This is a genomic window from Sphingomonas sp., assembly GCF_035998645.1.
In the GTDB taxonomy this organism is placed as follows: Bacteria; Pseudomonadota; Alphaproteobacteria; order Sphingomonadales; family Sphingomonadaceae; genus Sphingomonas.
Map to the genome: position 1 here is coordinate 834,757 of NZ_DASYHL010000004.1, position 25,448 is coordinate 860,204.

The window sequence follows — 25,448 nt, forward strand, 5'->3', positions numbered from 1 at the left end:
CCGGTCCCTAACGCCAAATGCGCACTATTCAACTGTGGAGGCGTCATTGTGACAACGCTGGACAAACTAGACGACCGCATTGCCGCTCAGGCGTTCCGCCGACTGGTCCGCCATCTGCGCCACCGCACCGATGCGCAGAATATCGAACTCATGGGCCTTGCCGGCTTTTGCCGCAACTGTCTGGGCGACTGGGTGAGCGAGGCGAGCGGTGGGGAGTTGGACCGCGATGCCGCGCGCGAAGTGGTTTATGGCATGCCCTATGCGCGCTGGAAGGCGCAGCATCAGGGGCAGGCAACGCCCGAGCAGATCGCCCGGATGGAAGCGAGTGTCGCGCGCAACAAGCAGGAAGCCGAGCTGGACGAAGAGCTAGAAGACAGCTTCCCGGCCAGCGACCCGCCGTCGATCACCCAGCGCGGGGGCTAGCCACTCCCCCTGATTGCCGCCTAGGCTGCCGCAAACAGGGGAGAGTTTCATGCGTCGAATCGCCGCCGTCACCATCGCGTTGCTCGCTGCGACCCCGCTCGCGGCCCAGACGGTCGCGCCGCCCAAGGTCAGGTTCATCCACGCCGGCACCTTGCTCGCCAAGCCCGGCGAGGCGCCGCGCGGGCCGAGCACGATCGTGGTGCGCGACGGGAAGGTCGCGGAAATTCGCGATGGCTTCGTCGCGCCCGAGGGTGGAGCGGAGCTGATCGACCTCAAGGACCGGTTCGTGATGCCGGGGCTAGTCGACATGCACGTCCATCTATGGGGGATCGGCGGCGATCCGCTGCGCGACCGGCTGACCGCGCTCAATCGCGACGATGCCGATGACATGATGCATGCGGTCGCCAATGCGCGGGTCACGCTCGAGGCTGGCTTCACCACGGTGCGCGATCTGGGCGGGAGCGCGCGGGGGATGCGCGCGCTGCGTGAGGGCGTCGAGCGCGGCGACATTGCCGGGCCGACCATCATCAACGCCGGCAATTCGATCTCGGTCTCCGGCGGTCATGCCGATGGCACCAATGGCGTGGCCGAGGTGTTCGCCGACGCGATCCACAAGCATCAGATCAACACCTGTGACGGCCCCGAGGATTGCACCCGCGCGGTGCGCCAGCAGATCGCGCTGGGGGCGCAGGTGATCAAATACATGTCGACCGGCGGCGTGCTCTCGAACGTATCGGGCGGGCTTGGCCGCGCGATGACCGATGCGGAGATGAAGGCGATCATCGATACGTCGCATGGCCTTGGCCGCAAGGTCGCGACGCACAGCCACGCTGCGGCGGGGACCAAGGCGGCGGTGGCTGCCGGCGTGGACACCGTCGATCACGGGTCGTTCCTCGACGACGAGACGATCGCGATGATGAAGAAGAACGGCACCTGGCTGGTCCCGACGATGATGGCGCCCGCCGCCGCGCTGGAACAGGCGCGCAAGGGGCTGCTCCCGCCCGCAGTGATCCCCAAGGCTGAGGAAGCCGCCGCCGCCGCCTTTGCCAGCCACAGCAAAGCCTATGCCGCGGGCGTGAAGGTCGCATTCGGCACCGACAGCGGCGTGTCGCGTCACGGCGACAATGCGCAGGAATTTTCGATGATGGTGAAGGCGGGGATGACCCCCGCGATGGCGCTCAAGACGGCCACGCTCAATGCTGCCGAAGCGCTCGGGCGGGCGGACAGCATCGGCTCGATCGCGCCGGGCAAGCACGCCGACATTATCGCGGTGACCGGCAGCCCGCTCGACGACATCAAGCGGATGGAGCAGGTCGAGTTCGTGATGCGCCAGGGCGTCGTTCACAAGGCCGGCGGCAAGCGCCAGGCATTCCCGGCGCAGTAAAGGCTAAAACGCCACCAGCCGGTCGTTGCCCAGCTCGGCCATCAGCGAAATCAGTCCGCCGGGCTCGGTCCCGGCGGCGAGCGCGTCGAAGCTGAGGCCGGCGGCGGCAAGGCCGGTCTGGCACGCGATCAGGCGCACCCCGGCCTGATGCGCCTCGGCGAGCAGTTGCGCGCGCGTCGCAAAGCCATGCGCGGGCAGCGCGGTATCGTCGGGATCTGCGCCGGGGACCAGCAACGGCACCGCAGCCTCATGCGCATAGACGCGCGCCTGCCCACCCAGCGCAGCATGGGCGCAGGCGAGCGCGAGCGCGGCGCGGAACCGTTCGATATCGCCGGTCGCGACGATCAGCGTCAGGCCGCGCATGCGGGGCACCCCGGGTCCTTGGGCAGGGTCAGCGTGCGGAAGCGCAGCGCCAGCGTGTCGGCGAGCAACAGCTTGCCCGCGCTGTCCTCCCCGAACGGATGGATCGCGCGGATCACCTCGAGCGCCGCGAGGCTGCCCATGATCCCGGTCAGCGCGCCGAGCACGCCCTGTTCGGAACAGTTGATCCCGGCTGTTTCCGGGTCGGCCCCGACGAAGCAGCGATAACAGGGCTTGTCCGCCTCCCACCCACGAAACACGCCAAGCTGCCCCTCGAACCGCCCGACTGCCGCGCTGACCAGCGGGACGCGATGGCGGAGGGCTGCATCGGCCACGAGCAGGCGGGTCTCGAAATTGTCGGTGCCGTCGAGGATGACGTTGTTGCCACGGACATGTTCGTCCACGTTGCCGCCATCAAGGCGGACCTGCCACGCCCGCATTTCGATATGGGGATTGATAGCCTCCGCCCGTGTCAGCGCTGCGACCGCCTTGGAGCGCCCCGCGTCCTCGGTGCTGAAAATCGTCTGCCGCTGAAGGTTCGACAGATCGACGCGATCGTCATCGACGACCGTGATCTGGCCTACCCCCGCCGCCGCCAGATACTGCAGCGCCGGGCTTCCAATCCCGCCAGCGCCCACCACCAGCACCCGCGCGGCCTTCAGCGCCGCCTGACCCGCGCCGCCGATCTCGGGCAGCACGATGTGGCGGGCATAGCGTTCGAGTTCGGCGTCGGAAAAGCTCATTGCCGCCAGGCGAAGGTCACTGTCGCGCGGTACCAGGCTGTCGGCGAAGCTGTGCGCTGGGTCAAATTGTTGCGCGAAAAACCCGCGACCAGCCCGGCGGCATATTGCTCGATCGTCGGACAGCCGGTCGCGCGCGGGATGGTGGTGCGCACACCCTCTTCATCGACCAGCACTGCGACCTCGATCCGCACCGCCGGACGCCCGTCGACCAGCCGCCTCGCACGGCATTTGCGAGAGCGCACCTGGCCGCGCGCCCAATCATGCATCGCCGGGGTCATGTTCGGCGCCTCGCGATAGGGCAGGGCCGGCAGGCTCTCCCAATCGATCGCCGCCGGCGCGGGAGCGTCCTGCGTCGGCGCCGGATCTCCCTGCACGGCGGCAAGCGTCAGCGCGAGGGCCGTGACCGTGATCATCGTCCGGTTGATCCAAACCCGCCGCCGCCGCGCGCCGTGTCGTCGAGCGCCGCAACCTCCTCGAATACCGCGCGCTGGACCGGCGCGGGGACGAGCTGTGCGATCCGTTCTCCGCGCACGATGGTGAAGGGTTCGTCGCCAAGATTGGCAAGGATCACCTTCACCTCGCCGCGATAATCCTCGTCGATCGTGCCGGGGGTGTTGAGACAGGTAATGCCATGCTTGAGCGCAAGGCCGGAGCGCGGGCGTACCTGCACCTCAAAACCCGCGGGAATCGCGATGGCGAAGCCGGTCGCGACCGCGTGACGCGCGCCGGGGGAGAGGACCAGATCCTCTGCCGCAACCACATCCATCCCCGCCGCCCCCGCAGTTGCATAAGCGGGGAGTGGCAGGCCTTCGCCGTGCGGGAGGCGCATCAGGCGGATCGAGATCGGCGCGCCCATCAGTTGCGCCTCGGCAATGCGGCGGCAAGCCGGCGGGTGGCCTCGAGCACCTGCGGGTCGTCCAGCACTGGGTCCTTGCGGTCCGGAATAATGCGGAAATCGGTGGTGATCCCGCGCAGGCTCAGCGCCTCGGCATAGCTGCGGGAAAAGCGCGCGGGCACATCGGCGTCCGCGCCGCCGACCAGAATCGCTGCCCGCAGTCCCGGCTGGATGCCACCGGCGGTCTGCAGCGGATCGAGGCTGACCAGCTTTTCGCGCCAGTGCGGCGTATCCGGCTCGCGCTTCGCGCGATAGGCGCGCCATTCGGGCAATGCACAGGGGCAGGACACCAGCACCACGCCATCGATCAAACCGGGACGCAGCCCGGCCAGATTGGCGGCAACCACCGCGCCCCCGGCTTCGCCGATCACAACCACGCGCGCGCGGCGATAGCGTTGACGCAGCGCGGCGATGGCGTCGCCCACCGCGGCGATTCGCTCTGCGCTGAAATCATCGGTCGGGCTCGCCCCGCGCACGCCGGGCGACTGGCCGCCGATACCGTCGGCATAGCCGGGGCGCAGCAATCGTACGACGGCGCTGCCCGGCTCGGCCGCTGCCAATGAGCGCGCAAAGTCGCTGGTGTCGATCTTGGCGCGGCGGCCATTGCCGTGAATGACGACATACAGTGTCGGCGCGGTGCGCGGCGAGGCGCCATAGCCCTGGGTGAACAGCTTCGGCGCCGTCGGAGTTTGCGCGCGATCGGCCGCGCATCCGGCGATCAGCAGCGGGAGCAGCAGGAGAGAGAGTTTAAAGCGCATCGGCGATCCGTTCGGCGAGGCGGCGTGCGACATCGGCCTTGGCCAGCCGCTCCCAGCTTTCGACGCCCGACGCCGTGACAAGGTGAACAAGATTGGCATCGCCTCCCATGACATCGCCCGAAACATCGTTGGCGACAATCCAGTCTGCGCCTTTGCGCGTACGTTTAGCGACCGCATGTTCGACCACCCGTTCGGTTTCGGCGGCGAAACCGATGACGAGGCGCGGTCGGTTGGTGCCATGGGCGAGTCCGGCCAGAATATCGGGGTTCTCGACCAGCGCCAGCGCGGGAGCCGCCGCGTCACCCTTCTTGATCTTCTGCCCCGCTGCGTCGCCCGCGCGCCAGTCGGCAACTGCCGCGACCATCACCGCGGCATCAGCGGGCAAAGCGGCATCGACCGCCGCTGCCATCTCGCGCGCGGTCTCGACATCGACCCGCTCCACGCCCGCCGGCGTCGGCAGCGCGACCGGCCCGGCCACCAGCGTCACCCGCGCACCCAGCGCCGCGAGCGCGCCGGCAATCGCAAAGCCCTGCTTCCCCGACGAACGGTTGGCGATGTAGCGCACCGGATCAATCGGCTCATGCGTCGGCCCGGCGGTGACGAGGATGTGCTTGCCCGCGAGCCGACCCGATGGCGGCGCCAGCGCATCCTCGATCGCGCGCAGGATCGCATCCGGCTCGGGCAGCCGACCGGCACCGAACTCGCCGCACGCCATCGGCCCTTCGTCGGGCTCCAGCACGGTCACGCCATCGGCCCGCAGCGTGGCGACGTTGCGCTGCGTCGCGGCGTGCTGCCACATCCGCACATTCATCGCGGGCGCCGCCAGCACCGGCTTGTCGGTCGCGAGCAGCAGCGTGGTGGCGAGATCGTCGGCAATGCCCGCCGCCATCTTCGCCATCAGGTCCGCCGTGGCGGGCGCGACGACAACCAGATCGGCGGCGCGGCTGAGCTGGATATGCCCCATCTCGGCCTCGTCCTTGAGGTCCCACAGGGCCGTATAAACCTGGTTCTCGGACAGGGCGGCGAGCGTCATCGGGGTCACGAAATGCTGCCCGCCTGCGGTCACGACGCAGGTGACGGAATGCCCCGCCTTGCGGATCAGCCGGACCAGCTCGCACGCCTTGTACGCCGCGATGCCGCCGCCGACGATAAGAAGGATACGCTTCATGCCGCGATCTCTAGCGCGCAACCTGCGTCACGACCACCCGCCGCCGGTCGCGGGCGCGAACCCACAGGTCGCGCAGGCCATCGGGCACAAAGGCGAGCCCGATCAAAAAGGCCGGCGCGATGATCAGCCCCCAGTAGAACGTGTCGAGCCGCGCAAATAGGCTGATCACCAGCGCATAGGCGCAGAAGGTAGCGAGCGCGCGCAGCCCGAGCGGGTCGCGCCAGCAGGCCCAGCCGAACAGCGCCAGCGCGGTCAGGATCGCGGCCAGTGCGGGCGGCAGCAACTGCAACCCCGTCGCCAGCGTCATCGCGCGGACGAACAGCCCGAACCCGTTCAGCCCCGCCCAGCCCGGCGACGTGGCGTCGAGCGGCCCCGTCACGCCCTGCACCGCCACCGCATGCGCGGTCAGCACCAGCAGGAACAGGCCGAGCGCAGCAGCCCATCCCGCCGCCTCGCGCCGATGCCCCTCGGCAAAGGCGATGCCCGCCATGACGATCACGTACAGCGCGGCTGTCTCGCGGATCAGCGTCGCGATCGCCGCAATCGCCGCCGCCTCGACCCAACGCCCGGGACGGCGCAGCGCGAGGCTGAGCGCGACGAGCAGCCCTGCCCAAATCTCGTGAAACGCGATCAGCCCGCTCTGCACGAACGCCAGCATCCCGGCGGTGAGCAGCACCAGCGCTACCACGCGTGCGGGCCAGCGCGGCAGCGCTTCCGCGACCCGCCGGTACCAGCTCCACGCCGTCGCCAGTGCGAGCGCATAGAGCATCGCAACGGTAAGCGCGGCAGGCAGCGCGCCCTGCACCACGGCCAGCCCCGGCATGCGAAAGGTCAGGAACGGCCGCAGCGGATAGCCGCCCATGCGCAACGCATCCGCCGCGGCGCGGTAATAGCCCTCGCCATGCGTCACCGCCGCGACGATCGACTCATACAGCGCGACATCGCCCTGCCGATCCGCCCCCGCACCGGTTGCGCCAGGCACGGGCAGCGGCACGAACAACACGCTCAGCGCGCCGAGGATCAACAGCACCACCCCAGCCACCACCCAGCGCGCACGGTTCACCGGCAGCGCGGCAAAGCGGCTGGGGGCGGAGAGCCACAGGGGAGCGCTGGTCATGCGACGTCCCTAGCGCGACTGGAGTCGCTTGTCAGGCAAGCAACAGCGTCGCCGCGACGCCCGACCCGGCGGCGAGCAGCGCGACCACGCCATAGCGCCAGCCACCGCCAACCCGCACCACCTCAATCTCGCGCAGCGGCGGGGCAGGGGGCGCGCCGCCCGGATCGGGGAAATGCCGTTCGATATTGCGGATCAGCCGGGGCAGCCGCGCGAGCGTCTTCAGATCCTCCGAAATCCGGTCGGCCAGGAACGCCTCCGGGCCCAGTTCGGTGCGGATCCATTCGCGCACGAACGGCGCGGCGCTGTCCCACAGATTGATGTCGGGATGGATGCGCGTCGCCACGCCCTCGACCATCACCATCGTCTTTTGCAGCAACAGCAGATGCGGCTGGGTCTGCATGTCGAAGTCGCGGGTGATGTTGAACAGGCTGTCGAGCATCATGCCGACGCTCATGTCCTTGACCGGCAGGCCGCGCATCGGCTCGCCGACCGCACGCAGCGCGGTCGCGAACTCGGCGACATTATGGTGCGCGGGGACATAGCCCGCCTCGAAGTGAATCTCCGCGACGCGGCGGTAATTGCCGGTGATCAGGCCGTAGAGAATCTCCGCCAGCCACACGCGTGCGCGGCGGTCGATCCGGCCCATGATGCCGAAATCGATCGCCGCGATCCGGTCGCCGGGCAGGGCGAACAGATTGCCCTGGTGCATGTCGGCGTGGAAAAAGCCTTCGGAAATCGCCTGACGCAGGAACGCGCGGACCAGCGTATGCGCCAGCTTCTCGGTGTCATGCCCTGCAGCGATCAGCGCGTCGCGGTTCGACAGCTTGATGCCGTCGATCCATTCCAGCGTCATGACCTTGCCGGTCGTACGCTGCCAGTCGATCGTCGGGACGGTGAAGTCGGGCTCCGCCTCCATCGATTCGGACAGCTCCGACGCCGACGCTGCCTCGCGCCGCAGGTCGAGTTCGCGTGCGGTCCAGCGCTTGAAGGTCTCGATGACGAGGCGGGGGCGCAAGCGCGCAACCTCACCGCCCTGCGCCTCAAGCTGCGCTGCCGCCCATTCATAGGTTTCGATCGCGCGTGCGAACTCGACCTCGATCCCCGGCCGCAGCACCTTGACCGCGACCTGATGGCCATCGGTGGTGATCGCGCGATGCACCTGCGCGATCGATGCGGCGCCGATCGGCGTCTCCTCGACCGACAGAAACAGATCCTCGATCGGCCTGCCGAAGCCCGTCTCCATCGCCGCGCGGATCACCGCGAACGGGACGGGGGGCAGCGCGTCCTGCAACCGCAACAGATCATGCGCCGCGGCCTCGCCGATCAAATCGGGGCGGGTGGCGAGTGTCTGGCCGAGCTTGATCGCCGCCGGACCGATCGCCTGCAGCGCATCGGCATAGCGCGGCACCTCTGGCAGGCGCGCACCGAATCGCAGGATGCGCGCGGCGCGGCGGACCAACGGCGGCGCATTGCGGTCACGCTCGATCCCGCGCAGCGCGCCGTGACGCGCCAGCGTGCGACCCCATTTCAGGAGGCGCCACAGATGGACGACGGGAGCGGTCAAATCTTCCAGCCGCTGTGAATCGCGACCAGCCCGCCCAGCATCGGCTCGACCCGCGTCTGCACAAAGCCCGCGTCTTTGATCATCGCCTCGAACGTCGGCATGTCGGGGAAGCGGCGGATCGATTCGACCAGATAGCGATAGCTGTCGGCATCGCCCGCCAGCATCTCGCCGAGCTTCGGCACCAGCCGGTGCGAATAGGCGTCGTACACATCGGCAAAGCCCGGCCATAAGGTCGTAGAGAATTCGAGGACGAAGAACCGTCCGCCCCGGCGCAGCACGCGATGCGCCTCACGCAGCGCGGCGGGGATGTCGGTGACGTTCCGGATGCCGAACGCGATCGTATAGGCATCGAAGAATCGGTCGGGCCATTGCAGCGTTTCGGCATTGGCCTCGCTCCACACCAGCCCGTCGATGCCGCGCTTGGCCGCGCGATCGATGCCGACTGCGAGCATGTCGGGGTTGATGTCGGCCACCGTAACCGCCGCGCCATGTTCGGCCATGCGGAAGGCGATGTCGCCGGTGCCGCCGGCCATGTCGAGAATCGCTTCGCCTGGGCGCGGCTTCACCCGGCGGACGAACACGTCCTTCCAGACGCGGTGCAGCCCGCCGGACATGGCGTCGTTCATGATGTCATAGCGCGCCGCGACGCTGGAAAAGACGCCGCCTACCCGGCGGGTCTTTTCGTCGGGCGCAACCTCTTCATAGCCAAAGGAGACGGTGTCGGTCATGGCCAAGCCCTTAGCCGCCCTTGTGGGCGCGGCAAAGCCCGCTTAGCGGGACAAAATGCCCGAGCTTCCCGAAGTCGAAACGACGGTCCGCGGTCTGACCCCTGCCTTGCACGGGCAACGGATCGCGCGCGTCCAGTTGCGCCGCCCCGACCTGCGCCGGCCGATGCCGGTCGATCTGGGGCAGCGGCTGACCGGGGCAACCGTCACCGCGCTCGGGCGACGCGCCAAATATGGCCTGATCGACACCGACCGTGGCGACACGATGATCTTCCACCTCGGCATGTCGGGTCGGTGGCGAATCGATCCGACCGAGTTGCTGCCGCATGATCATCTGCTGATCGAGACCGGGGCGGGCCGGGTGCTGGCGCTCAACGATCCCCGCCGATTCGGGTCGGTCGACCTGATGCCGACCGCCGAGATTGGCGCGTGGCCGCCGTTCGCCGCACTGGGGCCTGAGCCGCTGGGGCCGCACTTCAACGCCGATCACCTGCGCCAGGCGCTTGCCGGGCGGGTGGCGTCGATCAAGCTGTTGCTGCTCGACCAGCGCATCGTCGCGGGACTCGGCAACATCTATGTCTGCGAGGCGCTGCACGAATCGCGCATCTCGCCCAAGCGCAGCGGCGGATCACTGACCCGGCCGCAACTCCAGCGACTCGTCGCGGCGGTGCATAGCGTGCTCGAATCGGCGATCGAAGCCGGCGGGTCGACGCTGCGCGACTATGCCCGGCCCGATGGCGAGCTCGGCTATTTCTCCAAGCAGTTCAAAGTCTATGGCCGCGAAGGCGAGCCGTGCGAATGCGGTGGCACCGTCGCGCGCTATGCCGAGGGTGGGCGCTCGACCTTCTGGTGTCCGAAATGCCAGCGTTAGTGCCCGGTTTTCCTCCGCAAAAGGTTGACCGAATCGCCTGCCCTCGCTAAGGGCCGCGCTTTCCCGAGGCGTGGGACGGAAATCCGCGCCTCTTTTCGCATCGAAAACAGGAACGAAGATTCATGGCGAACACGCCGCAAGCCAAGAAGCGCATCCGCCGCAACGACCGCCGCGCCGAAGTCAACGGTGCCCGCGTTGGCCGCATCCGTACCTTCGTCAAGAAGGTCGAAAGCGCACTGACCAGCGGCGACAAGGCCGCAGCGGAAACCGCGCTCAAGGCGATGCAGCCGGAGCTGGCACGCGGCGTGGCCAAGGGCGTCGTTCACAAGAACACCGCCTCGCGCAAGTTCTCGCGCCTGACCAAGCGGCTTGCCGCACTCGGCTGAACCGCCGATCAGGACGATCGAAAGAGCCCTGCCGGCCCTGTGCCGGCGGGGTTTTTCGTTTGTGATAAGACCAATTTCTGACCGCGCGGAAGCGAATCGCGCAATTCCAATGAGTCGCGGTGTTACGGCGATGTAATGAATCAATAAAAACGCGTTAAATCAGTGATTTAAGAGAAGAATAACGCGTTTCCGGGGCTCTGAGTGAGTCAACCCCACTTATTTCAGATTCTTTACATGCCACCCTCTTGCTCGACTCAGAAAAGCGTCCCTAAAACAGCCCTCCGCCACGGCGTTCACGTCGGCGGATTCAGCGAAGGCACCAACCAAGTGCGGATGTCATTCCGGCTGAGGGAGGCTGTTGCCTGAGCGATTTGCGCGAAGGAACTCCTTCGCGCCGGGGGGAGTCCATGCGCGCCGGGCGCGCATGCGGGTGTTTTGGCAATTGAGGGGCAACGGGAAATATGGATCAAGCCAAGGCCTGGACACGCGTGCGCGGCAATCTGCGACTCTCCGCAGGGCAGCGGCTGTTCGACCAGTGGCTTAAGCCAATCGTCCTGATCCCGGGCGACGACGCCGAAACGGTGCGTCTGGGCCTGCCGTCCGCCTTCATGACCAACTGGGTCAAGAATCATTACGCCGACCGTCTGGCGATGGAATTCCGTGCGCAGCTTCCGGGCGTGCGTACGGTTTCGATCGAGACGGTCGACGCGCGTGCGAATCGTGAGCTTGCCGCAGCGACCCCCGTGGTCGAAGCGGCGACGCCCGCCGCGCCCTCGGCCCAGGCCGGAGCGGGCGAGCGTCCCAATCTCGATTCGCGCTTCACCTTCGACCGATTCGTGGTCGACACGTCCAACCGGCTGGCGTTCAACGCCGCCAAGGCGCTGGCGGAGCCGGGCAAGCCGCGCTTCAGCCCGCTCTACCTCCACAGCAACACCGGCCAGGGCAAGACCCACCTGATGCACGCGATCGGCCATGCGTTCATGGACGCATGCCCGGACGCGACCGCGATCTACATGCCGGCCGAGCGCTTCATGTTCGAATTCGTCCGCGCGGTGCGGGAGCGCGACACCTACAGCTTCAAGGCGCGGCTGCGTGGCGTCGATCTGCTGATGATCGACGATCTCCAGTTCATCGCTGGCAAGGAATCGACTCAGGAAGAGTTCTTCCACACCGTCGACGAATTCATGCGTGAGGGCAAACGGCTGGTGATCGCCGCCGATCGCAGCCCGCTGGCGCTTGAGGGGATCGAAACCCGGCTCGCCTCGCGCCTCGGCTCGGGCCTCGCGGCCGATATCAAGCCGGCTGAGCTCGGCCTGCGCCGCACGATCCTCGACCGCAAGCTTGAGGATATGTCGGGCGCCACGGTGCCGTCCGAAGTGCTCGACCTGCTCGCGACGCGAATCAGCTCGTCGGTGCGTGAGCTCGAAGGCGCGCTCAACCGCCTCGTCGCCTATTCGCAGCTCAACAACGAGGTCGTGACGATCGAGTTCGCTGAGAGCGTGCTGGGCGAAGCACTGCGCGGCAGCCAGCGCCGTGTAACGATCGACGAGATCCAGAAGGCCGTGTCGTCGCATTTCGACGTCAAGCAGCTCGACCTGGTGTCACAGCGCCGCGCGGTGGCAATCGCCCGCCCGCGCCAGATCGCGATGTACCTCGCCAAGCGCCTGACCACGCGCTCGCTGCCCGAAATCGGCCGCAAGTTCGGCAATCGCGACCATTCGACCGTCATCCACGCCGTCCGCCGCATCGAGGAACTGCGCGGCACCGACAGCGAAATCGACGGCGCCGTCCGCAGCCTGATGCGCCAGCTCGAGGCTTGAGGCAGCTCGGCGCACCACGAGCGCCTGCGATCACCAACCCCCGTTTGCCCTGAGCTTGTCGAAGGGCGATTGCCAACAGACGTTTCGCTTGCGGCCCTTCGACGGGCTCAGGGCAAACGGTCGTTGTCAGCGTGGTAGTTCGTCCAGAAACGCCGCCACGTCCGCCAGGTCGACCTGCTTGTCGAGATAGGTCCGCCCGATGCCGTGCGCGAGCAGGAAGGGCAGGGTGCCGGCGTCCATCTTTTTGTCGTGCAGCATGTGCGCGACCAACGTCTCGCCGGACGCGGTAATGCCGGCGCTGCGCAGGTCATGGGGCATCCCCATCGCCTTCAGATGCGCCGCGACCCGATCGGCATCCTGCGCCGGGCATAGCCCGCGTCGCGCCGAATAGGCAAAGGCGAGCGCCATCCCCGCCGCTACGCCCTCGCCATGCAGCAGCGCGTCGGAGAAGCCCGTCTCCGCCTCCAGCGCATGGCCAAAGGTGTGGCCAAGGTTGAGCAGCGCGCGCACGCCCGTCGTCTCACGCTCATCGGCGGCGACGATCCGCGCCTTGGCCGCGACCGAATGCGCGATGGCATGCTCGCGTGCCGCCGGATCGCCCGCCAGCAGCGCCGCGCCATTGGCCTCGCACCATTCGAAAAAGCCGAGATCGTCGATCAGCCCGTATTTCACCACTTCCGCATAGCCCGCGCGCAAATCGCGCAGCGGCAGCGTGTCGAGCAGGTCCGGGTCGATCAGCACCAGCGACGGCTGGTGGAACGCGCCGATCAGATTCTTGCCCGCCCGGCTGTTGATCGCGGTCTTGCCGCCGACCGAGCTGTCGACCTGCGCCAGCAGCGTCGTCGGGATCTGCACGAAGTGGCAGCCGCGCTTGAGGATCGACGTGGCGAAGCCGACCAGATCACCGATCACCCCGCCGCCCAGCGCAATCACATGGTCGCCACGCTCGATCCCGCGCTCGAGCAGCGCGTCGGTGAGCGATTCGAGCTGCGCCCAGCTCTTGGTCGCCTCGCCCGCAGGCAGGGCGATGATATCGCTCGCAAGCCCGCCATTGTGCAGCAACGCCGCCAGCCGCGCGGCGTGCGGCGCGACATTGGCATCGGTGACGATGACAAACGGGCGCCCGCGCGACAGCGGCGCAAGCTGCTCCGCCGCCTGCGCCAGCAAGCCGCTCGCGATCCGCACTTCATAGCTACGCGCGCCCAGCGCGACCGGAACGACCTTCATCGACCCAGCGCCTCCAGAATCGAGCTCACCGTCGCCTCGTGCGGCGCGGCCTTGCTCACCACATGGATCGGCGCGAGCGCATAGATCGGGTTGCGGATTTCGGCGAGTTCGGTGAGCACCTTCAACGGATCCTTTCCGCGTAGCAGCGGGCGATGGTCGCGCTTGGCGACGCGTTCGGCCAAGACCTTGGGGGCGGCGTCCAGCCAGATCGCGGTCGCCTGGTCAAGGATCAGCGTACGGGTTTCCTCGTTCAGGAACGCGCCGCCGCCGGTCGCGATTACCTTGGGCGCGCCATCGATCAGCCGCGCGATCACGCGCCGTTCGCCGTCGCGAAAATGCGGTTCGCCGAATCGCTCGAAGATTTCTGCGACGGTCATCCCCGCTGCCGCCTCGATCTCCGCATCGGCGTCGACAAAGGGGAGTTTGAGGCGCTGGGCAAGGCGGCGGCCGACCGTGGTTTTGCCCACGCCCATCAGTCCGATCAGCACGATCGGGCGGGTAATCGGTTCAGGATCGGCGCGGTGGGTTTGCAGCATGGTCGCGGGGGCTATACAGCGAGCATCGCGCTCGGGCAAAAGGCCCGTCGCCTGTGTTCAGAACCGGTTTGAGGGGGTCGATGTCCCGTTCGCTCATCATCATCGTCATTGTTGCTATCCTGTTGATCGGAGGGCTGTTTTTCCTCGCGGGGCGCGATACGGAAAAGCAACCGGTGCGTGTCGAGAAGGTCGTCCCGCTTGACAATCTCTCGAACTAAGACCGCGCTCGCCGCGGTTCTGGTGGTCGCTGCCGGCGTGGGAATTCCCGCGCTGGGGCAGGATCGACCCGAATCGCTGCTGCCCCCCGGATTCGACGATCCGGTCCCCGCGCCCGCTCCGGCGCCAGCCCCCGCGCCGACCGCGCCCGTGGCTGGACCGACGAGCGCGCCGCGCGCGGATGCTCCGCCGGTTGCGCCCGGCACGCCGGGCAATACGACCGCAGCGGCCGGTGGCGTCGCGCCCGAAGCACCGGGCGAGATCGATTACGCGACGATCGCCCGCTACGAACTCCCCGATTTCGCCAAGCGCTCGCTCGCGCAGGTCGGCCCGTCCTCGCCCGCCAGCGACGGGCTGGCTGCAACCGCGTTCGGCAATGCCGATGGCGGCTTCCTCCAGACATTGATGCGCCGCGCCGATGCGCCGGTCGCATCGCGCTGGCTGTCGATCGCGCTGCGCCGCGCGCTGCTGTCGCGGGTCGACACCCCGCGCGGCCTCAACGGCGCGGATTTCGCGGCGGAGCGCGCGTGGCTGCTGATCCGCATGGGTGAGGCCGATGCCGCGCGCGCGCTGGTCCAGTCGGTCGATATCGCCAACTACACGCCCAAAATGTTTCAGGTGGCGATGCAGGCGATGCTCGCCACCGCCGATCCGGGCGGCATGTGCCCGATGGTTCAGCCCGCGCTCGACACCGCGCCCGACCGCAACTGGTGGCTCGCCGAAGCGATCTGCGCGGGGCTCGATGCCGATCCGTCCAAGGCCGGGCCGCTGATCGACGCCAGCCGCCGTCGAATGGGTACGTCGGTCGATGTGCTGCTGGCCGAAAAGCTGGTCGGCATGGGCGTATCGGGCCGCCGCGCAGTCACCGTCGAATGGGACGCCGTGGACCGGATCAGCGCCTGGCGCTGGGGCCTTGCGGTCGCATCGGGCACCGACATTCCCGAGCGGATGTACGGCACTGCCGGGCCGCAACTGCGCTACTGGCGCGCGACCGCGCCGATGCTGGGCCTGCGTGACCGCGCTGCCGCGGCGGAGGCAGCGGCGACCCAGGGCATCTTCTCGAGCCAGGCGCTCACCGACCTGTACGGCGAGATCGAGGCACAGGAAGATCCGTCGATCGCCGAAGTCGCGGTTGCCCGCGATCTGCGCGCCGCCTTCACCGCCGCCACCGCCGCCGAGCGGGTCGAGCGGATGCGCCAGCTATGGGACGAGGCGCAGGGGCCGCGCGCCACCTATAGCCGGTTGATCCTCACCGCCCGCGCCGCCGCGCGCCTGACGCCGTCGGCCGAACATGCTGCCGACGCCGATCGCCTGATCGCATCGATGCTCAGCGCCGGGCTCGACCGCGCCGCGCTGCGCTGGAAACAGATCGTCCCGCGCGGCAGCGACGGCTGGGGCATGCTGCTGCTCGCCGAACCGGGCCGCGCAGTCGCGGTCGGCGATGTCGAGGCGTATCGCAACAGCGCCGATGCCACCAATGGCGCGATGCTGATCGCGGCGATGGCCGGGATGGGCCGCATATCCAACGGAGATGCCGAACGGCTGATGCGCGCATCGGGCGTGGAGTTCGACGCCGCCAACGCCTGGACCCGCGCGATCGCGCAGGCGGCGGACGCGAACCAGCCGGGAACGGTGGTGCTGCTCGCGGCGGTCGGCATGCAGAGCCGGGTGTGGGAAGGCGTATCGCCCGAGGCGCTGTATCACATCACCCGCGCGCTGACTCAGGTCGGGCTCGATGGCTATGCGCGGATGATCGCCGTCGAGGCGATCACGCGGCTTTGAGCCAGATCCGCCCCGGGGACGACCCGGCGCTGATCGAGCGCTTCCTCGAGATGCTGGCCGCCGAGGCGGGCGCGTCGACGAACACGCTTGCGGCTTATGGCACCGATCTGCGGCTGGCGTCGCAGGCGCTCGAGGGCGCGCTGGCGGTCGCCGATCGCCCGGCAATCGAGCGGCTGGCGGAGGAATGGCGCGACCTCGCCCGCGCCACCGTCGCGCGCAAATCGGCGGCACTGCGCCGCTTCTATGGCTTTCTGGTCGACGAGAAATTGCGCGCCGATGATCCCGGCAGCGCGCTGCCCCGGCCCGGCAACGGACGGGGCCTGCCAAAAACGCTGTCGAACGCCGATGTCGAGGCGATCTTTACCGCGATTCAGGCGCGGATTGATCGCGTGCCCCCCGATCCGCGCGACCTGCGCCTGCTCGCGCTGATCGAACTCCTCTACGGCTCCGGCCTGCGTGCAAGCGAACTGGTGTCGCTCCCGCGCGGCGCGGTGCAGCCCGACAAGCCCTATCTGATCCTGCGCGGTAAGGGCGGGAAGGAGCGGCTGGTGCCGCTGTCCGATCGCGCCCGCGCGGCGGTGGCGGTATGGCGCGAGCATGTCGATCCGGCACGGCCGTGGCTGTTTCCGTCGGGCAAGGGGCATCTCAGCCGCATCCGCCTGTATCAGATGGTTCGGGACATTGCGGGGCTGGCGGGCATCCCGCCCGACCGCATCAGCCCGCACGTCCTGCGCCACGCGTTCGCCACGCATCTGCTGGAGGGTGGGGCCGATTTGCGCGCGCTGCAAGCGATGCTGGGCCATGCCGATATCGCGACCACCGAAATCTACACCCATGTCGACAGCGCCCGGCTGATCAGCCTTGTCAACGAACGCCACCCGCTCGCCGATACGCCCCGAATTGACGCGAAGCGCGACGGGGCATAGGTGCGCGCGATGGCCAGTTTTCTTGAATTTGAAAAGCCGATCGCCGAGCTTCAGGCCCGGATCGACGAATTGCGCGACACCGCTGCGGGTGGCGAGGTGGATATCGAGTCCGAAGTCGCCAAGCTTCAGGGCAAGTCCGACCGCTTCCTCAAGGACGCCTATTCCAAGCTGACCCCGTGGCAGAAGACGCTGGTTGCGCGCCATCCGGAGCGGCCGCACTTCAAACATTATGTCGCGCGGCTGATCACCGATTTCATGCCGCTCGGCGGCGACCGCGCGTTTGCTGACGATCAGGCGATTCTGGGCGGCCTTGGACGTTTCCGGGGACAGCGCGTGATGGTCATCGGCCATGAAAAGGGCGACGACACCACCAGCCGCCTCCGCCACAATTTCGGGATGGGCAAGCCCGAGGGCTATCGCAAGGCGATCCGTCTGGTCGAGCTCGCCGACAAGTTCGGCATCCCCGTCGTGACGCTGGTCGACACCTCCGGCGCCTTCCCCGGCATGGAGGCCGAAGAGCGCGGGCAGGCCGAAGCCATCGCCCGCTCAACCGAGGCGTGCCTCAACCTCGGCGTGCCGATGGTCGCATCGATTCTGGGCGAGGGCGGTTCGGGCGGCGCCGTCGCGCTCGCCGCGGGCAACCGCGTGCTCATGATGGAACACGCCGTCTATTCGGTGATCTCGCCCGAAGGCTGCGCCTCGATCCTGTGGCGCACCGCCGACAAGGCCGCCGACGCCGCTGAGGCGATGAAGGTCACCGCGCAGCACCTCAAGGAACTCGGCGTCATCGACACGATCGTGACCGAGCCGTTGGGTGGCGCGCACCGCGACCATGCCAAGGCGATCGATTCGCTGGGCGATGCGATCGAATCGGCACTCAAGGATCTGTCCGGCCAGAGCGCAACCGCGCTGCGCCAGGCCCGCCGCGCCAAGTTCCTGGCGATGGGCCGGGCGTAATCCATAAATCCTCCCCGGAACGGGGAGGGGGACCAGCGAAGCTGGAGGAGGGGGCCCGAGGCAAGGGTTTCCGGTGCGTCGGGCCCCCTCCGTCAGCGCTGCGCGCTGCCACCTCCCCGTTCCGGGGAGGAATAGAAAAAGGGCGGCGGACCCATTGGTCCGCCGCCCCCTGTTCAGTCGTTTCGAAACGAAGAGGTCTTACGACGCCTTCATGTTCGACGAAACGTTGGTGAAGGTCGTCTTGAGCTGGTTGCCCAGGCCCTGCATCGCGGCAATCGCGGCGACGGCGATCAGAGCGGCGATGAGGCCGTACTCGATTGCGGTGGCGCCCTTCTTGTTGCCAAAAATCTTGCGGATCGTGTTCATACCGGTCTCCATCCTGTTCGAAGCTTCAGTTCCCGGCTGTTCCCGGGGTAAACCGGTCTCAGCAGCTTCGAAATTAAGTGACGGAAGTTAACAAACGCCTTAGGCGCGCCACCGGATTGGTCGAAAATCAACCGGGGTTCTGGACCTTGTTGCTGACATTGTTCCACATGCCGGTCGTGCTGCCGGCAAGTTCGGTCAGTGCGCCAATCAGGACGAGGACGATCAGCGCGAGGATAAAGCCATATTCGACCGCAGTCGCGCCGCGGGTGCAGCGTGACAGCCGGGTCAGAAATGGCTTGAGTGCACGCATCATTGCCCTTTCGGCTTGGCTCTACCGGAAAACTACGGAAACAAGATTAACGAAATGCTGAAATCGGATGCTGGGATTCCAACAGGGCGTATCCTCACGGTCGTGGCGGCGGCGCTGGTCGATGGTGACGGGCGCGTGCTGGTGCAGCAGCGCCCGCCGGGCAAGCCGATGGCCGGATTGTGGGAGTTTCCGGGCGGCAAGGTCGAGCCCGGCGAACTGCCCGAACCGGCTTTGTGTCGCGAGCTGGGGGAGGAACTCGGCATCAACGTCGAGCAGGCGTGCCTTGCCCCTGCGACCTTCGCCAGCGAAACGCTGGGCGACCGCCACCTGCTCCTGCTGCTTTACGCGGTCCGCAAATGGAGCGGGGTCCCCCAGGCGCGACACGCGACCGCGCTGCGCTGGGTTCGCCCGCTCGAATTGCACCGCCTCGATATGCCGCCCGCGGACAAGCCGCTGATCGGACTGCTCGAGGCGCTGATTTAGGTCGCGCGCGCCACCTGCTGGTCGCGGGTGCGCCACAGCGAATAGGCAACGCCCGTGGCAAGGATCGCAACCGTGATCCCGAGCGAGACCAGCGGCGGCACCTTGGCCAGCCCCAGCGCATCGGCGACGAAGATCTTCGACCCGATGAACACCAGCAGCACGGCCAGCGCATACTTCAGATAGTGGAACCGCTCGACCAGTGCCGACAGCGCGAAGTACAGCGCGCGCAGGCCCAGGATCGCGAAGATGTTCGACGTGTAGACGATGAACGGATCGGTGGTGATCGCGAAGATCGCCGGCACCGAATCGACCGCGAACACCAGATCGGCGAACTCGATCATTACCAGCGCGAGGAACAGCGGCGTCGCATGCCGCACCACAATGCCCGTCTTCGCATCGGCCTCCCGCACAAAGAACGCCGATCCGCGCAGCCCGTCGGTCACCCGCATATGCCGCCGCAACCAGCCGAGCAGCGGCGATCCGGACACGTCATACGGCGTGTCGACCATTCGCCACATCTTGATGCCGGTGAAGATCAGGAACGCTGCGAAGATGTACAGCACCCATCCGAATTCGGACACGATCGTCGCACCCAACGCAATCATGATCGCGCGCAGCACGATGACGCCGAGGATACCCCAGAACAGCACCCGGTGCTGATACTGACGCGGCACAGCGAAATAGGTGAAGATCATCGCGATGACGAAGACGTTGTCCATCGCCAGGCTTTTCTCGACGACGAATCCGGTGACGTAATTGATCGCTGCGGTCTCACCGAGCTGCCACCAGACAAAGCCGCTGAACGCGAGGCCCAGCACGATATAAAAGGCCGAGAGCATCAGGCTCTCCTTCACGCCGATCTCGCGCGCCTTGCGATGCAGCACGCCAAGGTCGAGCGCGAGCAGAACGGCGACCAGCCCCATAAAGGCAAGCCACATCCACACCGGCTTGCCCAGCCAGAGTAACGTCAGAAATTCCATTGTAAGTCAGCCCCTGTTGGGTGACGCGCTTCGTGCGCCATCATGGCGGCCCGACATCATGCGCATCGGCGCATCAGAGGGGCCCGGGCCGCCGGTCGTGGTGGTTGGGTTAGTTACCGGTCGCGATTGCGCGCTTCCAGTGGCCGGCCAGACGGTCCTTGACCGCCAGCTTCAGCTTCTTGAGCCGCAGCAGCCGAAACCCGTCCGGATTGCGTCGCCGCGCTTCACGGCGAATCTCCTCGTCCAGCTTCCGGTGGACGACGCTCAGACGGTACAACATGCCACTCATCATAATGCCTCCTGTCGATGTGAAATCGATCGGATGGCCGTCAGCGGGGGGATACGGTTACAAAAAGCCCAGCCTGCATCGGATCATCCGATGCGGTCCGACATCGCGATCACATTGATCGCCAGAGGGGCCCGGTCCGCACGCCATTTATGGCTGCAACGCGCCATTTTGTCAAGATATCAGGGCTTGGGCCGCAGTGCATCGGCCAGCGACGCGCTCGCGGAACCGCGTCGCGCGGGCTTGGGCTGCGACGGATCGGGGGCCCAGCCGGTGACGAAAATCGCGTCGAATCGCTCGCTGGTCCGCCCCTCGGCATCGGCGCGTGTGGCGAAGGATTCGGCGGCGCGCGCCACTGCACCGCGCGTCAGCGGGGCGGGGTCGCGCAGCAGGCTGGTCGCCCCCATGCCGCGCAAATCGCGGACCAGATCGAACAGGTTGGAGTAGCGCACCTCCAGCGTCTCGACATCCGCCACCGGCAGCGCAAAGCCGGCGCGGACCAGCAGGTCACCCGCCGCGCGCACATCGACCTGCGGATGCACCCGCGCCGCCGGTCGGTCACCCTCCGCCTCCAGCATCACGCTGCGCAGCGTCGCCAGCGTCGATCCACCAAGAAATGCGCCCATGAACAGGCCATCGGGCCGCAGCGATCGACGGACCAGCGCTAGCGCGCCGGGCAGGTCGTTGACGCTGTCGAGCACTCCGGCCGACACGACGAGGTCATAGGCACCCTCCGGCGAATGCGGCCGGTCCTCGTCCGCCTGACTGCCGCCCGACAGCGCGGCGAAGCGCGCACCGGCGTCGATCCGCGTGACGGTCGCACCCGGCGGCGGCACGAACGCACCGTCGAAACTGCCCAGATCCAGCACATCGCGAAACTCGCGCCGCACCGCGTCCAGCCGCTCGGCAATCCCGTCGAGCATCCAGGCGCGGATGAAGTCGAACCCGGCAAAGCCCGGCGCGGCGCGATCCCGGCGCAGGCGGCGGCGGTTGCGGTCGAAAATCTCGGGCGGGGTGGGGGCGGGGGTCACGGCGCGGCTTGTGCCGCGTCACGCGTCGCGCGACAAGCTCTGCATGGGGCTGCGTCAACCGTTGCTCGACCTGATCGGCCTGGCGCTGCCCCCGCGCTGCCCGGGCTGTGGCGACGTGGTCGATGCCGATCACCGCTTTTGCGCCACCTGCTGGAGCGGAATGCGCCTGATCGCGCCACCCTGGTGCGCCAGTTGCAACCTCCCGTTCGAGCATGATCGCGGCGACGCGGCGCAGTGCGGCGCGTGCCTCGCCGATCCGCCGGTGCATAACGGCGTACGCGCGGCGGTCGCCTATGGTCCGGCGGCGCGGACGCTGGCGCTGCGCCTCAAATATGGCGGGCGCACCGGCTTCGCCGTCACCGCCGCACGGCTGATGACGCGACTGATCCCAGAAGATGCCGCGCTGCTCGTCCCGGTCCCGCTGCATCGCTGGCGAATCTGGGGGCGCGGGTTCAATCAGGCGCTGCTGATCGCCCGCGAACTCGGCGCTGCGTCAGGCATCCCCGTCGCGCCCGACCTGCTCCGCCGGGTCAAGGCGACCCCGGTGCTGCGCGGCCTCGGCCCACGCGGGCGGGCGAAGGCGGTCGCCGGCGCCTTTGCGCTCGCCCCCGACGCCCGCGATGCGGTACGCGGCAAGTCCATCATCCTGGTCGACGACGTCCACACCAGCGGCGCGACGACCACCGCCTGCGCGCGCCTCCTCAAGCGTGCCGGCGCGGCCAAAGTGACGATCCTGTGCTGGGCGCGGGTGATCGACGATGCGGAGGCGGATTGACAAGCGGCACCGCGAACCACACCTCGGAACCATGGCCAAGATCGAAATCTACACCAAGGCATTTTGCGGATATTGCCACCGCGCCAAGACCTTGCTCGACAGCAAGGGCGCCGATTACGAGGAATTCGACCTCACCATGGGCGGCCCGAAGCGGCAGGAGATGCTCGAGCGCGCCAATGGCCGCAGCACGGTGCCCCAGATCTTCATCGACGGCGCGCATATCGGCGGCTCCGACGATCTGATGGCGCTGGAGCGTGAGGGCAAGCTGGACGCATTGCTCGGCGCGTGACCCGCGCCGCTGTCCTTCAGATGACCAGCGGCATCGACCCGCTCGCCAATGCGCGCACGCTGGTCGAGGCTGTCGCCTCCTCGGCGGGGGAGGGCGCGGCGATGCTGTTCACTCCCGAAATGTCGGGCCTGCTCGACCGGGATCGAAAACGTGGCGCCGCGTCAATCGTGGCGCAGGAAGACGATCCCGTTCTCGCCGCCGTCCGCGAAGCAGCGGCGCGCCATGGCGTCTGGGTTCAACTCGGCTCGCTCGCCTTGCGCGGCGATGACGGCCGCTTCGTCAATCGCGGCTTCGTGATCGACAGCGATGGTGCGATCCGCGCCTCCTATGACAAGCTGCATCTGTTCGACGTCGACCTGCCGACCGGCGAGCGTTGGCGCGAATCCGACGCCTATGCCCCCGGCGACCGCGCAATGGTGGTGGACACTCCACTCGGCGCGCTGGGCCTGTCGATCTGCTACGACATCCGCTTCCCCGATCTCTATCGCGCGCTGACCGATGCCGGCGCGACCCTGCTCGCCGTCCCCGCCGCCTTCACCCGACCCACCGGCGCCGCGCATTGGCACACGCTGCTGCGCGCCCGCGCGATCGAGGCCGGGGTTCATGTCATCGCCGCCGCCCAGACCGGCGCGCACGCGGACGGTCGCACCACCTACGGCCACAGCCTCGCGATCGACCCATGGGGCGAAATCCTGCTCGATATGGGCGAGCCCGCCGGGCTCGGTTTCGCCGAAATCGACCCTGCGCGCGTCACCGATATCCGCAGCCGCGTCCCCGCCATCGCGCATCGCCGACCAATCCCGCCGGTCACCCGCGCATGATCGTCTTCGACCTCAAATGCACCCAGACCCATGTGTTCGAGGCGTGGTTCGGATCGAGCTCCGATTATGAGGACCAGCGCGCCCGCGGCCTCCTGTCCTGCCCGATCTGCGGCGACGCCGACATCGCCAAGGCAGTGATGGCCCCCAACATCCCCGCCAAGGGCAACCGCGCTCCCGCCACACCCGCCGCGACGCCGGACCCCAAGGCACTGATGGCCGCGCTCGCCCAAGTTCAGGCAAAGATGCTGGAGGGCTCGCAATGGGTCGGCATGTCCTTCGCGGACAAGGCGCGCGCGATGCATGCGGGCGAGGAAAGCACTGCTCCGATCCACGGCCAGGCCAGCCTCGCCGAGGCCAAGGCGCTGATCGAAGACGGCGTCCCCGTCGCGCCCTTGCCCCTGCCCGTGATCCCGCCCGACCAGCGCAATTGACCACGCCGCCGCGTGCTTCTAACCAGCCGCCGAGTGTCCCGGTAGCTCAGCAGGATAGAGCAACGGTTTCCTAAACTGTAGGTCGGAGGTTCGAATCCTCTCCGGGACACCAGCCCTGAAAATCAGCGGCAACTGCTGCCCGCGCTCGCGTCGAGGTCCAGGCACCGACCATCGATGCTCGCCGGATCGATCGGCAGCCCGATGACGCTGGCGAGCGTCGGCAGGATGTCGACCGTCTCCACCCCATTGGGCTGGTCGAACGGCGTCACGCCCTTGCGCCAGAACAGGATCGGCACGCGCCGGTCATAGTCCCAGATGCTGCCATGCGTCGCGACCGCGCCACCCGGGACCGGGATCGGCGTGATCCGCGGCTTCAGCGACACATAGAAATCGCCCGACCGCCCCGGATAATAGGACGCACGCACGCGCTGGATCAGCGTCCAGCTCTCCGGCGGCCCGCTCGGGCTCGGCGTCGCCATGATCTCTTCGCCGGTGAACACCGCCGCGACCTGCGGATGCGCGCGATACTGCGCGATCGCCTCGGCCATCACCTTGGCGCGCAGCTTGGGCTTGAGCGCGGGGTCGACATAGATGTCGCCGAAATTCCCGCCCCACAGCAGCCGCTTCTCGCCCAGCTTCAGCTTCGCTGCAACCTTGTCGCTCATCGGCTTGGACGACAGCCCGGTCTGCGCGCGCGCGGCATCGGTGATCCCGTGCATCACATTGCGCTCGGGCAGGTCATGCCCGCCATGATCGGCGGTCAGCACCACCTGATAATCCACCCCGCTCCGGTCGAGCACGTCGAAGAACGCCCCCAGATCGCGGTCTAGGCTGGTCAGCTGCAGGCACATTTCGGTGCCCTCGGTGCCATAGCCATGGCCGACATAGTCGGTCGCCGACGCGCCCACGATCAGCACATCGGTCGCCTCGCCGAGGCCGAGCTTCATCTCCTCAAAGAACGCCGCCGCCAGCGCCAGCGTCGCGCCGTCCATCTCGGGCGACGCGCGGAACGCACGGGCATCGCCCGCCTCACGCGCGAACCGCCCGGTGCCGACCGTGCGGCTGCCCGCCGTCACCGCAACATCGCGCGGCTTGCAATAATCGGGCAGCGCCAGCGCGGGCTGCGGCTTGGCGAGCTGCGCGGTGATCGCGGCATTGGCGCGCGCAACGATCGGCGCCTCGGCCGTGCCGGTGTAGCTGACAAAGCCCTTGCCGCCCCACCACCAGATCTGATCGGCACTCTTGCCGCCCATCATCACCGCCGCGCGATCCTTGCCCGACACCGACACGACGCGCGTTGCCGGGGTCGCCGCCTTCATCCGGTCGCCCAGCGTCGGCACCAGCAGGTGCAGCGGCGATACTGTGTACTTGTCCGACGTGCTGCCCGGAACGCGCTCGTCCTCGGCGCAATAGACCGTCTTGTCCTCACGCGCGGTCTTGAGGTCGACCCAGTCATTGGCGACGATGCCACTGCGCGCCGGGCGGCTGCCGGTCAGGATCGTCGAATGGCCGGGGCAGGTCTCGGTCGCCGCGTGGCTCTGATAGCCCGATGAAAACACCACGCCGCGCGCCATCCGCGCCAGCCCGCCGGTGAAATAGGGGCGATAGGCCGCAAACAGGTCCGCCGAAAACTGGTCCACCGAAATGGTGACGATCAGCTTGGGTGGCGCCGCCGGGGCCGGGGCCGGGGCAGCTTCCTGTGCCGCAACCGGAACGGCAATCAGCATGGCAGTGGCGAGCAATCGAGCGAGCATATACCCTCCGGCATGGCAAAAATGGCGGCGCCCGCTATGTTCCCAAGACTTAGGTTCGGCAAGG

General features: G+C 67.7%; 31 protein-coding genes and 1 tRNA gene. 15 read left to right on the forward strand and 17 right to left on the reverse strand.

Translation table 11 applies throughout. The features are described from left to right. The first annotated feature begins 48 nt into the window (after positions 1-48). Together VGN66_RS13485 and VGN66_RS13490 are read left to right on the forward strand one after the other, a co-directional pair. Positions 49-423 (forward strand): DUF1244 domain-containing protein, encoded by a 375-nt coding sequence (locus VGN66_RS13485; RefSeq protein WP_327519314.1) that lies wholly within the window; start codon positions 49-51, stop codon positions 421-423. Positions 424-472: 49 nt separating this feature from the next. Further along, entirely contained in the window at positions 473-1,807 is a 1,335-nt protein-coding gene (locus tag VGN66_RS13490) for an amidohydrolase family protein (RefSeq protein WP_327519315.1), read from the forward strand. A 3-nt stretch (positions 1,808-1,810) separates the two neighbouring features. Here the strand turns inward: VGN66_RS13490 and VGN66_RS13495 are convergent, their stop codons facing one another. From VGN66_RS13495 to VGN66_RS13535, 9 genes are read right to left on the reverse strand one after another with little or no spacing between them, the layout of a single operon-like run. After that, on the reverse strand, positions 1,811-2,170 hold the full coding sequence (locus VGN66_RS13495; RefSeq protein ID WP_327519316.1) for a DsrE family protein: 360 nt from the start codon (positions 2,168-2,170) through the stop codon (positions 1,811-1,813). Further along, a complete protein-coding gene (locus VGN66_RS13500; protein WP_327519317.1) occupies positions 2,158-2,910 on the reverse strand; it encodes a molybdopterin-synthase adenylyltransferase MoeB in 753 nt (250 codons plus the stop codon). The genes VGN66_RS13495 and VGN66_RS13500 overlap by 13 nt, the downstream gene beginning before the upstream one ends. Next, positions 2,907-3,323, reverse strand: coding sequence for a hypothetical protein (locus VGN66_RS13505; protein WP_327519318.1), 417 nt, complete (start codon positions 3,321-3,323; stop codon positions 2,907-2,909). Before VGN66_RS13505 ends, VGN66_RS13500 begins: the two co-directional genes overlap by 4 nt. Beyond that, positions 3,320-3,766: a dUTP diphosphatase gene (gene dut, locus VGN66_RS13510; protein ID WP_327519319.1), complete on the reverse strand. Its 447-nt coding sequence runs from the start codon at positions 3,764-3,766 to the stop codon at positions 3,320-3,322. Before dut ends, VGN66_RS13505 begins: the two co-directional genes overlap by 4 nt. Further along, on the reverse strand, positions 3,766-4,563 hold the full coding sequence (locus VGN66_RS13515; RefSeq protein WP_327519320.1) for a hypothetical protein: 798 nt from the start codon (positions 4,561-4,563) through the stop codon (positions 3,766-3,768). The genes dut and VGN66_RS13515 overlap by 1 nt, the downstream gene beginning before the upstream one ends. After that, complete coding sequence (gene coaBC, locus VGN66_RS13520; protein ID WP_327519321.1) at positions 4,553-5,731, reverse strand: bifunctional phosphopantothenoylcysteine decarboxylase/phosphopantothenate--cysteine ligase CoaBC; 1,179 nt, start codon at positions 5,729-5,731, stop codon at positions 4,553-4,555. Before coaBC ends, VGN66_RS13515 begins: the two co-directional genes overlap by 11 nt. Positions 5,732-5,741: 10 nt before the next feature. Continuing rightward, the gene (locus VGN66_RS13525; protein ID WP_327519322.1) at positions 5,742-6,848 is read right to left on the reverse strand and encodes a hypothetical protein; all 1,107 of its coding nucleotides are present in this window, start codon (positions 6,846-6,848) and stop codon (positions 5,742-5,744) included. A gap of 31 nt (positions 6,849-6,879) precedes the next feature. Next, complete coding sequence (gene ubiB / locus VGN66_RS13530; RefSeq protein ID WP_327519323.1) at positions 6,880-8,412, reverse strand: 2-polyprenylphenol 6-hydroxylase; 1,533 nt, start codon at positions 8,410-8,412, stop codon at positions 6,880-6,882. Further along, positions 8,409-9,140: a class I SAM-dependent methyltransferase gene (locus tag VGN66_RS13535; RefSeq protein WP_327519324.1), complete on the reverse strand. Its 732-nt coding sequence runs from the start codon at positions 9,138-9,140 to the stop codon at positions 8,409-8,411. Before VGN66_RS13535 ends, ubiB begins: the two co-directional genes overlap by 4 nt. Before the next feature lie 55 nt (positions 9,141-9,195). Here VGN66_RS13535 and mutM point away from each other — a divergent pair, with 55 nt between their 5' ends. The 3 genes from mutM (at position 9,196) to dnaA (ending at position 12,214) form a co-directional block, all read left to right on the forward strand. Beyond that, positions 9,196-10,008, forward strand: a complete 813-nt coding sequence (gene mutM, locus VGN66_RS13540) for a bifunctional DNA-formamidopyrimidine glycosylase/DNA-(apurinic or apyrimidinic site) lyase (RefSeq protein ID WP_327519325.1) — start codon at positions 9,196-9,198, stop codon at positions 10,006-10,008. Between the two features lie 122 nt (positions 10,009-10,130). After that, positions 10,131-10,394, forward strand: coding sequence for a 30S ribosomal protein S20 (gene rpsT, locus VGN66_RS13545; protein ID WP_224922286.1), 264 nt, complete (start codon positions 10,131-10,133; stop codon positions 10,392-10,394). Between the two features lie 461 nt (positions 10,395-10,855). Further along, entirely contained in the window at positions 10,856-12,214 is a 1,359-nt protein-coding gene (gene dnaA / locus VGN66_RS13550) for a chromosomal replication initiator protein DnaA (RefSeq protein ID WP_327519326.1), read from the forward strand. 126 nt (positions 12,215-12,340) lie between these two features. Here dnaA and aroB read toward each other — a convergent pair whose 3' ends face one another. Then, on the reverse strand, positions 12,341-13,441 hold the full coding sequence (gene aroB / locus VGN66_RS13555; RefSeq protein ID WP_327519327.1) for a 3-dehydroquinate synthase: 1,101 nt from the start codon (positions 13,439-13,441) through the stop codon (positions 12,341-12,343). Then, a complete protein-coding gene (locus tag VGN66_RS13560; RefSeq protein ID WP_327519328.1) occupies positions 13,438-13,977 on the reverse strand; it encodes a shikimate kinase in 540 nt (179 codons plus the stop codon). Before VGN66_RS13560 ends, aroB begins: the two co-directional genes overlap by 4 nt. 80 nt (positions 13,978-14,057) lie before the next feature. On the opposite strand from VGN66_RS13560, the gene VGN66_RS13565 reads away from it, so the two are divergent. From VGN66_RS13565 to VGN66_RS13580, 4 genes are read left to right on the forward strand one after another with little or no spacing between them, the layout of a single operon-like run. Further along, positions 14,058-14,195: a hypothetical protein gene (locus VGN66_RS13565; RefSeq protein WP_224922282.1), complete on the forward strand. Its 138-nt coding sequence runs from the start codon at positions 14,058-14,060 to the stop codon at positions 14,193-14,195. Continuing rightward, on the forward strand, positions 14,176-15,975 hold the full coding sequence (locus tag VGN66_RS13570) for a hypothetical protein (RefSeq protein WP_327519329.1): 1,800 nt from the start codon (positions 14,176-14,178) through the stop codon (positions 15,973-15,975). The genes VGN66_RS13565 and VGN66_RS13570 overlap by 20 nt, the downstream gene beginning before the upstream one ends. Further along, complete coding sequence (locus VGN66_RS13575; protein WP_327519330.1) at positions 15,972-16,901, forward strand: tyrosine-type recombinase/integrase; 930 nt, start codon at positions 15,972-15,974, stop codon at positions 16,899-16,901. The genes VGN66_RS13570 and VGN66_RS13575 overlap by 4 nt, the downstream gene beginning before the upstream one ends. Before the next feature lie 9 nt (positions 16,902-16,910). Continuing rightward, positions 16,911-17,858 carry an acetyl-CoA carboxylase carboxyltransferase subunit alpha gene (locus tag VGN66_RS13580; RefSeq protein WP_327519331.1) on the forward strand — a complete coding sequence of 316 codons (948 nt, stop codon included), beginning with the start codon at positions 16,911-16,913 and terminating at the stop codon, positions 17,856-17,858. 198 nt (positions 17,859-18,056) lie between these two features. On the opposite strand, the gene VGN66_RS13585 is transcribed toward VGN66_RS13580, so the two are convergent. Beyond that, positions 18,057-18,224, reverse strand: coding sequence for a Flp family type IVb pilin (locus VGN66_RS13585; protein ID WP_066665303.1), 168 nt, complete (start codon positions 18,222-18,224; stop codon positions 18,057-18,059). A gap of 127 nt (positions 18,225-18,351) precedes the next feature. Beyond that, positions 18,352-18,534, reverse strand: coding sequence for a Flp family type IVb pilin (locus VGN66_RS13590; protein WP_327519386.1), 183 nt, complete (start codon positions 18,532-18,534; stop codon positions 18,352-18,354). 54 nt (positions 18,535-18,588) lie between these two features. Between VGN66_RS13590 and VGN66_RS13595 the strand changes: the two genes are divergently transcribed. Then, complete coding sequence (locus tag VGN66_RS13595) at positions 18,589-19,017, forward strand: (deoxy)nucleoside triphosphate pyrophosphohydrolase (protein ID WP_327519332.1); 429 nt, start codon at positions 18,589-18,591, stop codon at positions 19,015-19,017. On the opposite strand, the gene VGN66_RS13600 is transcribed toward VGN66_RS13595, so the two are convergent. The 3 genes from VGN66_RS13600 to VGN66_RS13610 form a co-directional block, all read right to left on the reverse strand. Beyond that, a complete protein-coding gene (locus VGN66_RS13600; RefSeq protein WP_327519333.1) occupies positions 19,014-19,997 on the reverse strand; it encodes a TerC family protein in 984 nt (327 codons plus the stop codon). The two genes, VGN66_RS13595 and VGN66_RS13600, sit on opposite strands and share 4 nt — an antisense overlap. Before the next feature lie 109 nt (positions 19,998-20,106). Continuing rightward, positions 20,107-20,286 (reverse strand): DUF465 domain-containing protein, encoded by a 180-nt coding sequence (locus tag VGN66_RS13605; RefSeq protein WP_327519334.1) that lies wholly within the window; start codon positions 20,284-20,286, stop codon positions 20,107-20,109. 179 nt (positions 20,287-20,465) lie between these two features. Next, a complete protein-coding gene (locus VGN66_RS13610; protein ID WP_327519335.1) occupies positions 20,466-21,314 on the reverse strand; it encodes a methyltransferase domain-containing protein in 849 nt (282 codons plus the stop codon). Positions 21,315-21,357: 43 nt separating this feature from the next. Between VGN66_RS13610 and VGN66_RS13615 the strand changes: the two genes are divergently transcribed. The 5 genes from VGN66_RS13615 (at position 21,358) to VGN66_RS13635 (ending at position 23,742) form a co-directional block, all read left to right on the forward strand. Then, positions 21,358-22,089: a ComF family protein gene (locus tag VGN66_RS13615; protein ID WP_327519336.1), complete on the forward strand. Its 732-nt coding sequence runs from the start codon at positions 21,358-21,360 to the stop codon at positions 22,087-22,089. A gap of 31 nt (positions 22,090-22,120) precedes the next feature. Next, positions 22,121-22,378, forward strand: coding sequence for a glutaredoxin 3 (gene grxC, locus VGN66_RS13620; protein ID WP_327519337.1), 258 nt, complete (start codon positions 22,121-22,123; stop codon positions 22,376-22,378). Further along, positions 22,375-23,199: a carbon-nitrogen hydrolase family protein gene (locus tag VGN66_RS13625; protein WP_327519338.1), complete on the forward strand. Its 825-nt coding sequence runs from the start codon at positions 22,375-22,377 to the stop codon at positions 23,197-23,199. Before grxC ends, VGN66_RS13625 begins: the two co-directional genes overlap by 4 nt. After that, on the forward strand, positions 23,196-23,630 hold the full coding sequence (locus VGN66_RS13630; protein ID WP_327519339.1) for a DUF1178 family protein: 435 nt from the start codon (positions 23,196-23,198) through the stop codon (positions 23,628-23,630). Before VGN66_RS13625 ends, VGN66_RS13630 begins: the two co-directional genes overlap by 4 nt. Positions 23,631-23,665: 35 nt before the next feature. After that, positions 23,666-23,742, forward strand: a tRNA-Arg gene (locus tag VGN66_RS13635). Positions 23,743-23,752: 10 nt separating this feature from the next. On the opposite strand, the gene VGN66_RS13640 is transcribed toward VGN66_RS13635, so the two are convergent. Beyond that, on the reverse strand, positions 23,753-25,384 hold the full coding sequence (locus tag VGN66_RS13640) for an alkaline phosphatase family protein (protein WP_327519340.1): 1,632 nt from the start codon (positions 25,382-25,384) through the stop codon (positions 23,753-23,755). Positions 25,385-25,448: the final 64 nt, after the last annotated feature.